Source organism: Rhodospirillaceae bacterium (assembly GCA_002746255.1).
GTDB lineage: Bacteria > Pseudomonadota > Alphaproteobacteria.
The window spans coordinates 1-8,613 of sequence record NVWO01000030.1 but is presented as its reverse complement, the minus strand read 5'-3'; the positions used below and the strand labels follow the sequence as shown (position 1 = coordinate 8,613).

Sequence of the window (8,613 nt, the reverse complement as noted above, 5' to 3'; positions counted from 1 at the left end):
TAGGCGTCGACCAAAGTGAAGGCGGAACCGCAGATGCAACAGATATCGTATTCCCACCGTCCAGCACTCTAGGTTCGACTGGTGGTGCGGGCTAAGGCTCTTAACATGGAACAATTAGGGATCAATTCAAATCAAACAAATATTTCTGTTTTTGGTGCACCTACTGATTACCTGATTGAAAAAGATGGCCGGTGGGGGATTTACATAAATGCTTCAAAACTTACCTTCTTTTCAATATGGGATGGGAACGACGGCGGCTGGTCAACTGGCGAGACAATCCCGATAGGAAGTCCGGTTTTGCTTGAATTCGCTTACGACAGCGACAGTGCTTCGAATGATGCCATCCTGCGTATAAACGGCGGCGGCACAACGTCGCAATGGGGTACTCCGACAGGAACCGTTCTATCCGACAGCGGCGTAGATTTAAGCCTCGGCAACGTACCAAGCACATTCAGCCCATGGGACGGCGACATCGCGGAGGTTGCGCTCTACTCCTCCATTCCTTCCGCCGCCGACAAGGCTCTTTTGCGCAGCTATCTCGCCGCAAAATGGGGAGTTGTCCTGACATGACGAAATATCTGGAATTTTCGACCCTGGCCGAGGCGCAGGCCTTCGCAAACGCGCTTGCCACGGTGCTTGGTTATCCAAAATCCGAGACGAAGACGGATGTCTACACGTTGCCGGTTGAGCATCCCAGCGATGGCCGCGCCATCTGCGCGGTGGACGGCGACGCGCTGGATCATCTGACAAATGACGAATTGGCAGCCCTTCAAGACCCATCGGACGTCGAAGACTTTTTCCCAGAAGGAGAACCCATATGAAATACAACCAGCCCATCGGCGGCGCGGCAAATGACCCCTATGTCGATGCCGATCCTGGCGTCGGCATCGAGGGCAGCGCCATTCCGGCCGCCGCCATCGAAGACCCGCAACGCGAGATTGTGGATGCGATCACGCAAGCCGGGATCACGCCGACCGATGCCGATTTAACCCAGCTTTATGACGCCATCGTGGCGATCGTCGCGGCAGAGGCCGTTGACGTCTTGCCGCGCGGCTATATCGGCGGGCTGGCCTTAAACAACAATGTCACTGACGCCACCAACGACATCGACATTGCGCCGGGGACCGCGCGCGATGGGGGACATACGGCCAATATTTTGCTGGCAGCCGCGATCACCAAGCGGCTGGATGCCGTTTTTGTGGAAGGCACCGCCGCCGGCGGCCTGGACACTGGGGCCAAGGCGGCATCGACGTTCTATTCGGTATGGCTGATTGATGGCACCGGCAAATCAACCGATGTGCTTTTCTCTTTATCGTCCACCGCGCCGACGATGCCGACCGGCTTTACCATCAAGCGGCGGATCGGCTGGATCGGCACCGACGGGGCATCGGCCATCCTCGCTTTCATTCAGGATGGCGACCGATTTGACCTGAAAAGTTTTTTAACGGATTTCAGCGGGACACAAACAGCCGGGGTCGCCACGCGCACGGTGACAGCGCCGCCGAACACATCTTATTTAGGCAATTTTGGGATCCAGGCGAGCGCCGTCGGCACCACATATCTGGCCGTAACCGCCCTGGATCAAACCGACATCACGCCGGCGGCCGGCTTGTCGTCTGTTGATGGCGTGAAACAAGACGTCTCGGGGACGAACGGTACAGGTTCGGACCAGCTGGCCATTCGCGTCGATGGCTCATCACAGCTTCGCACCCGTGTTTCCGTCGACACCATTCTTCGCGTGACGGCGCATGGGTGGTTCGACAACCGAGGGAGAAATTCATAATGCCTTACGTTCAGCGCAACATTTCCAACAAAATCATCGGTGTTTTTTCCATGCCGCAGGCGAAGATACCAAAGGAATTTTTGCCCGACGATCACGCCGAATTAATCGCTTTCAACGACCCGCCCGCAACAGTGGCCGATGTGAAGGCGGCCGCCGGCGCAAAGATCGTCGCGGCCTATCCGGCGTGGAAACAGCGCAACATGAACATGCGTGCGACGGAGCTGCAGGAAATTCGCATCGATGGCGGCACGTTATCAAGTGGTGAACAGGCTGAAGTTGTGGCCCTGAAAGCCGTCGCGGCGTGGATTAAAACGGTGCGCGCGGCCTCAGGCACAATCGAAAAGGATATTGGCACCCAGACGGTTGCCGACATGGAAGCCGATGGCCGCTGGCCTGCGGCACGGACATAACCGATAGGAGAACCCCAATGCTCTGGCCACTGGAACCTTTTCTGCTTTCAATTTTCGTTGCGGCCCTGGTTGGCGGCGTCGTCGGCCGATGGCGCGGTGGCTGGGGCGGAAACGCCGTGCCGCACACAATCAAACGCCTGGCCCTGGCGGTCGTGCTGGCCACCTTTGCGCTCGCCTGGACCGGGAATTTCTGGGTCGCAGGCGCGGCGCTGCTGATCTATCCGGGCTTCATCATCACCTGGGGCGAGTGGATGGATATGGCGCGTTTTCGCGGCACCTGGAGCGATGATTTTTGGGGCATGACCGGGCGCGGCCTGTTGATGACGGTCTTTACCGGCTTCGCCCTTTCCCTACTTAGTTTTGGCCCGTGGTTTATGGCGGCCGGCATCTTGCTGGGACCGATCTATGCGGTTTCCTGGTTTATCCAGGACAACGTCGGCGAGCTGCACCAAAACGACTTTTTTGATGGCCCGACGGCCTTCGCCGAGATCCTGTCGACCGGCTGGCTGTTTGTGGCGCTGGGCCTGAGCCTGCGCTATGGGGGTGTCGCCGGGTAAGGAAGTCTCGTTCGGTCGAAGGCCGGACGGGGGCCGGGGTGTTTGCGCACCCCGAACCGCAGGGCAGCAACCCCGCATGACCACAACCGGCCGCATCATGGCCACCCCGCCACCGGCACACCGGCGGGCAGAGTTTGATGGGAAGCGAGAATGAAGTCCATGCGTGACGTCCAACCCCTGTCCCCACCCGCGCCGTACCAGGGCGGCAAGCGAAACCTTGCCAAGCGCCTGATTGCCAGGATCGAGGCCATCCCCCATGCCACCTATGCCGAGGTGTTCGTCGGCATGGGCGGGGTGTTTTTCCGCCGCAGGCAGGCGGCAAAGGCCGAAATCATCAACGATTTTTCCTGCGACGTTTCGAACCTGTTCCGGATCTTGCAGCGGCATTATCCCCAGCTGCTGGATACCCTGCGGTTTCAGATCACCAGCCGGGCCGAGTTTGAGCGCCTGCGCGCAGCCAATGCCGACACCCTGACGGATCTGGAAAGGGCCGCGCGGTTCCTTTATCTCCAGCGGACGGCCTTCGGCGGCAAGGTCGCGGGGCGTGCGTTTGGCGTGCAGATAACCGGCGGCGCGCGGTTCAACCTGACCAAGCTGGAACCGATGCTGGCCGAGGCCCATGAACGCCTGGCCGGCGTGGTGATCGAGCGGCTGGACTTTAGGGAGTTCATTAGACGGTATGATCGGCCGACGACGCTGTTCTACCTCGACCCGCCCTATTTTGGTTGCGAAAAGGACTACGGCCAGGGCCTGTTCAAGCGTGAGGATTTTGCCGATTTAGCGACCCTTTTAAGGGCCATCAAAGGGCGGTTTATCCTGTCATTAAACGATGTGCCGGAGATCCGCGACCTGTTCGCCTGGGCCAGCATCGAGGCGGTTGAAACCACCTATACGATCGGTGGCGGGAACAAGGCCAGAAAGGCGGGCGAGGTGATCATCAGTGGGTGATACCCATTAGGCCACCAACCGGGCTTTTTTCTGCTCCGGATTCAAGTGGCGACGACTCCGGATTCAAGTGTCGCGCTACAGCTATCAAAAGACAGCGCCCTAGCCGTTTCCAGCTAATGCGTTATTTTAAGTGGTAGCGGAGGAGGGATTTGAACCCCCGACACGCGGATTATGATTCCGCTGCTCTAACCAGCTGAGCTACTCCGCCCCAAGGGCAATCGAACGATCCCCGAAGACGGGGCTTGTGCGGGAAGAACGCCTTCTTGTCAAGCCACGCCACGGGCCGGCGCGCATCCGCCTTGTTCGTCTTGCGTCAGGACGTCTTCCACCGGGACGTCTTGCGCCCGGGCATGGGCGATCCAGCCGCCACCAAGCACCCGGTCCCCCGCATAAAAAACGCAGGCCTGGCCGGGGGACGCGCCAAATTCAGGCTCCGTCAAAGTTACCTCCGCCCTTCCCGTATGATCGAGGACAAGCCGGGCCGCCACCGGTGCCTGGGTTGAGCGGATCTTGACCTCGCAAGCAATCCCCCCTTCCGGCAACGCCGCACTGCCCAACCAGTTTACGTCGCGCAAGGAAAGCGTCGTCGTCGCAAGAGCCGCCTTTGGGCCGACGACGACGCGGTTTGCCGCCTTGTCGATGCGCGTAACGTAGAGAGGTTCTCCCCCGCTTAGGCCAAGGCCGCGCCGCTGACCAATCGTGTAGTGGAGAATTCCCTGATGACGTCCAAGCACACGGCCCTTCAGGTCCACAATGTCGCCTGCCATTGCCGCGTCCGGGCGAAGTTTTTCGACAATGCGTGCGTAACGCCCGTCGGGCACAAAGCAGATGTCCTGGCTGTCCGCCTTTTCAGCCACGTCGAGGCCAAAACGCCGCGCGTAGGCCCGGGTCGCGTCCTTGTCCAGATCGCCAAGGGGAAAGCGCAGAAAATTCAGCTCATCCTGGGTCGTCGTAAAAAGAAAATAGCTTTGATCGCGGTTGGCATCGACGCCCCGGTGAAGCTCCGCCGCACCCGCGTGATCGCAAATGCGCCGGACGTAATGGCCGGTGGCCATGGCGGCCGCGCCCAAATCCCGGGCCGTCGCCAGAAGGTCGCGGAATTTTACCGTCTGGTTGCAAAGCACGCACGGGATCGGCGTTTCGCCCTCGGCATAGCCCGCCGCGAATTTCTCGATCACCTCTTTGCGAAAACGATCTTCGTAATCAAGAACGTAATGGGGAATATCAAGACGAGCCGCGACGCGCTTGGCATCGTGAATGTCCTGACCGGCACAGCATGATTTTGCCTTATGGGTGGCCGCACCATGGTCGTAAAGCTGCAACGTGATGCCAACAACGTCATAGCCTTCTTCCTTCAGCAACGCCGCCGTGACCGAACTGTCGACGCCGCCCGACATGGCAACGACGACACGCGTCGCCTCCGGTTCGCTATCAAGTCCAATGGAATTCACCTTAGCCCCGCTTCCAATTAACTGTTTCTTCCGGCAGGGTCACGGTCAACCCGTTTAAAGCGTCCGTCATGCGCACCTGACAGCCGAGCCGCGAAAATTTTGTCACCTCCAGGCACAAATCCAGCATGTCTTCCTCATCCTCCGACGCCGCGTCAAGAAGGGGAAAATATTCCGGCGGAACGATCACATGACAGGTCGAACAGGAAAGCGTGCCGTCGCAGGTTCCTTCGATATCGATGTCATGGGCGCGCGCAATTTCCATCAACGACTGTCCGACCGGTGCTTCCACCTCGCGCCGCGCCCCGTCCGGGGTGATGAAGGTCATTTTTGGCATCGAATTTTCCACTAATTACCGGGGTCTGGCCTTCTAGATAGAAAAACTGGAAGAAAATGTCGAGGGGTGCCCAAAACGCAGCCCGCCAAAACTCACCCCGCAGGGGCGCTGGCCAGGGCCGGGGCGGCCCGGCGCAGCTTTTCGACCTTTTCGACAAAAGACGAAACCGCATGATCGACCTCGTCTGCTGTCGTAAAGCGGCCAATGCCGATGCGGATAGAGGCGCGTGCTGCCGCCTCACCAACGCCAAGGGCATCAAGAACATAAGAAGGCTCAAGGCTTTCCGAACTACAGGCCGAGCCGGTGGAAAGCGCCAGATCGCGAAGTTCCATCATCAGGGTTTCGCTGTTGATCCCGGCAAAGCTCAAATTCAGATTGCCCGGAATGCGCGCGTCCAGAGCCCCGTTGACCGTCACGCCGGAAATGCGGGTGCGCAGGCCGTCGAGCAGCCGGTTGCGCAGGCCCAGCAACATTTGCGCCTCTGCCTCGCGCCCGGCCATGGCAATGGCCAACGCCTCGCCCAAGCCAACGCAAAGGGCGGTCGGCAGCGTACCGGAACGCAAACCCCGTTCCTGCCCGCCGCCGCTGAAAAGCGGTTCCAGACGCAGGCGCGGCCGGCTGCGCACGTACAACGCGCCAATTCCCTTCGGTCCATAGATTTTGTGTCCGGAGAGACTTGCCAGGCTGGCCCCGGCTGTCTCGACATCGAAGGGGATTTTTCCCACCGCCTGGGCCGCGTCCGTATGAAAAAACACGCCTTTTTCCCGGCAAATTTCGCCAATTTCCGCTATCGGCTGGATGATGCCGATCTCGTTATTGACCGTCATAATGGAAACAAGCGAGGTTTTTTCCGTGATCGCCGCGCGAAGCGCATCGAGGTCGATCCGACCATCGGAATGCACCTCAAGGAAGGTCGCGTCGAAGCCTTCTTTTTCAAGGGCGCGCACACTTTCGATAACGCATTTATGTTCGGTCCGGCACGTCACCAGATGGCGTTTTTTCGATTTGTAAAAACGGGCAACGCCCTTGATCGCCAGATTGTTCGATTCAGTCGCCCCGGACGTAAAAATAATTTCTTTCGCGTCCGCGCCGATTGCCTGGGCGATTTGTTCCCGCGCCCGTTCCACCGCCGCCTCAGCTTCCCAGCCGAACGCATGAGTCCGCGAATGGGCGTTGCCGAACTTTTCAGTAAAGAAAGGCTCCATGGCCGACAGGACCCGCGGATCGACCGGCGTCGTCGATTGATAATCAAGATAGATAGGACGCTTCATCTTCCTTTTGCCGCCATTTTTTCAACCGTCACGCTCTGTTTGCCAAGGCAATGTTTGCCAAGGCGATTGTAAATCGCCGCCCATTCCTTCAGGAAACGGGCAATGTCGTCGGCCTGGGTTTCCCAGCCCAGGCTGACACGGATTGTCGCGTCGGCCTCTTCCAAAGGCACCCCCATCGCCAGCAGCACGTGGGAGGAACCAACCTTTCCTGACGAACAGGCGGCGCCCGCGCTAACCGCGATGCCGGCAAGATCAAAGGCCATAATCTGCGTTTCCGCCGCGACCCCAGGCATGCAAACGGAAACCGTGTTGGCAACCCGGGGCACGTCCTCTCCCCAAAACTTTACGGACGGCAATGTTTCACGCAGTCCCGCTTCCAGCCGGTCGCGAAGAACGCGCAATTCCAGAAAATTGGGCAAATCCTTCGTAGCCTCACCCGCCGCCACACCAAGGCCGACGATCCCAGGCACGTTTTCCGTTCCCGGCCGGTGGCCGCGTTCCTGCCCACCGCCCCCCATCCATGCCACAAGGGGCGCGTCCGGCCCAAGAACCAGCGCCCCCACCCCGGTCGGCCCACCGAATTTATGGGCAGAAACGGTCAGATAATCCGCCCCCAGGCCTGTGAAATCCACGGGCAGCTTGCCAACCGACTGCACGGCGTCGCAAAGCAGCGACGATCCATGCGCATGAACGATTTTTGCTGCCTCGGCGACGGGTTCAATCACGCCGGTTTCGTTGTTTGCCGACATGATGGCAACAAGCGCCGGCGTCGCATTCTTCGACAGCATCGCGTCAAGGGCGGCAAGATCGACGATGCCGTTTGCGTCTACCGGCACAATTTCCGCCGCCGGAACAGCCTTGCGAATGGAATCATGCTCAACGGCTGAAATCAGGTGCCGCGAAAACCCGGAGCCCAAAAGCGCCAGGTGGTTTGCCTCCGTCGCCCCGCTGGTAAAAACAATTTGTGAAAATTCCACGCCCAGAAATTCGGCGACACTGCCGCGCGCTGTTTCCACCGCACCCCGAACGGCCCGGCCAAATCTATGAACCGAGGAAGGATTGCCCGTCCAGGCGTGGCTTTCCACCACCGCGTCACGCACGGCCGGCCGCATCGGTGCCGAGGCGTTGGTATCAAGATAGATGGCGTGTGTCGCCATTTGCCTGTCGGGGTTCCGGGATTTCAAAAAAATGGGAGGGCTATTCCACCACTTGTTTCAAGTTAACGATATCGGCGGTGGGTTTTGCGTCCATCTTGATCGTATTTTCCTGATACAGCTTGCCGCTCATGCCCAAAACGCGGCGTTCGCAAATGTCCGCAAGAGAAACCGTGCTTAGAAAAAGATGGATGTGGTTGCTAAGTTCTTCCCACAAATCATGCGTGATGCAGCGCCCCTTGTCCGGACGGCAACCGGAAGGCGAACCCTGCTCGCAACGCGTCGCGCGGATGGGCTCGTCAACGGCCAGGATAATGTCTGAGACACGAATGGCATCGCTTTCATGGGCAAGCAGATAACCACCGCCCGGCCCGCGCACGCTGCACACCAAGCCGGCGCGGCGAAGTTTCCCGAAAAGCTGTTCGAGATAAGAAAGCGAAATTTCCTGACGCGTCGCAATCGCGGCAAGGGAAATCGGCGATTTTGAGTGATAGCCGGCAAGATCAACCATCGCCGTGACGGCATAACGGCCTTTCGTGCTGAGTTTCATGACTGTTCTCCCGCTATTTTTCGTTCCGCGTCCGGTGTCGCTTCCTGCTCCGAAGGAAGCTGCGTTTCCAATTTCGCTACGCGCGCGGCAAGTGCGTTCAGTTGGCCATGCAGACCGTCAATGGCGCCAATTGCCGGATCCGGCAAGTTCGCGGA

Annotated in this window: 11 protein-coding genes and 1 tRNA gene; 6 read left to right on the top strand and 6 right to left on the bottom strand. The window is 59.1% G+C overall.

Annotation, left to right across the window (positions count from 1 at the left end; all coding sequences use genetic code 11):
* Positions 1-105 precede the first annotated feature (105 nt).
* The 6 genes from COA65_10190 to COA65_10165 all read left to right on the top strand — a co-directional run bounded on the left by COA65_10190 (position 106) and on the right by COA65_10165 (position 3,698).
* Positions 106-570: a hypothetical protein gene (locus COA65_10190; protein PCJ56758.1), complete on the top strand. Its 465-nt coding sequence runs from the start codon at positions 106-108 to the stop codon at positions 568-570.
* Positions 567-821, top strand: a complete 255-nt coding sequence (locus tag COA65_10185; protein ID PCJ56757.1) for a hypothetical protein — start codon at positions 567-569, stop codon at positions 819-821. The genes COA65_10190 and COA65_10185 overlap by 4 nt, the downstream gene beginning before the upstream one ends.
* Positions 818-1,783: a hypothetical protein gene (locus tag COA65_10180; GenBank protein PCJ56756.1), complete on the top strand. Its 966-nt coding sequence runs from the start codon at positions 818-820 to the stop codon at positions 1,781-1,783. The genes COA65_10185 and COA65_10180 overlap by 4 nt, the downstream gene beginning before the upstream one ends.
* Entirely contained in the window at positions 1,783-2,193 is a 411-nt protein-coding gene (locus COA65_10175) for a hypothetical protein (protein ID PCJ56755.1), read from the top strand. Before COA65_10180 ends, COA65_10175 begins: the two co-directional genes overlap by 1 nt.
* 17 nt (positions 2,194-2,210) lie before the next feature.
* Positions 2,211-2,750, top strand: a complete 540-nt coding sequence (locus tag COA65_10170; protein PCJ56754.1) for a hypothetical protein — start codon at positions 2,211-2,213, stop codon at positions 2,748-2,750.
* 150 nt (positions 2,751-2,900) lie between these two features.
* Complete coding sequence (locus COA65_10165) at positions 2,901-3,698, top strand: DNA methyltransferase (GenBank protein ID PCJ56753.1); 798 nt, start codon at positions 2,901-2,903, stop codon at positions 3,696-3,698.
* A 131-nt stretch (positions 3,699-3,829) separates the two neighbouring features.
* Here COA65_10165 and COA65_10160 read toward each other — a convergent pair.
* From COA65_10160 to COA65_10135, 6 genes are all read right to left on the bottom strand, one after another.
* Positions 3,830-3,906 (bottom strand) — tRNA-Met (locus COA65_10160).
* A 58-nt stretch (positions 3,907-3,964) separates the two neighbouring features.
* Positions 3,965-5,095: a tRNA 2-thiouridine(34) synthase MnmA gene (locus COA65_10155; GenBank protein PCJ56759.1), complete on the bottom strand. Its 1,131-nt coding sequence runs from the start codon at positions 5,093-5,095 to the stop codon at positions 3,965-3,967.
* Positions 5,096-5,150: 55 nt separating this feature from the next.
* The gene (locus tag COA65_10150) at positions 5,151-5,483 is read right to left on the bottom strand and encodes a 2Fe-2S ferredoxin (protein ID PCJ56760.1); all 333 of its coding nucleotides are present in this window, start codon (positions 5,481-5,483) and stop codon (positions 5,151-5,153) included.
* A gap of 92 nt (positions 5,484-5,575) precedes the next feature.
* Positions 5,576-6,754 carry an IscS subfamily cysteine desulfurase gene (locus COA65_10145; protein ID PCJ56752.1) on the bottom strand — a complete coding sequence of 393 codons (1,179 nt, stop codon included), beginning with the start codon at positions 6,752-6,754 and terminating at the stop codon, positions 5,576-5,578.
* Positions 6,751-7,911: a cysteine desulfurase gene (locus tag COA65_10140; protein PCJ56751.1), complete on the bottom strand. Its 1,161-nt coding sequence runs from the start codon at positions 7,909-7,911 to the stop codon at positions 6,751-6,753. Before COA65_10140 ends, COA65_10145 begins: the two co-directional genes overlap by 4 nt.
* A gap of 40 nt (positions 7,912-7,951) precedes the next feature.
* Positions 7,952-8,458, bottom strand: coding sequence for an Rrf2 family transcriptional regulator (locus COA65_10135; protein PCJ56750.1), 507 nt, complete (start codon positions 8,456-8,458; stop codon positions 7,952-7,954).
* Positions 8,459-8,613: the final 155 nt, after the last annotated feature.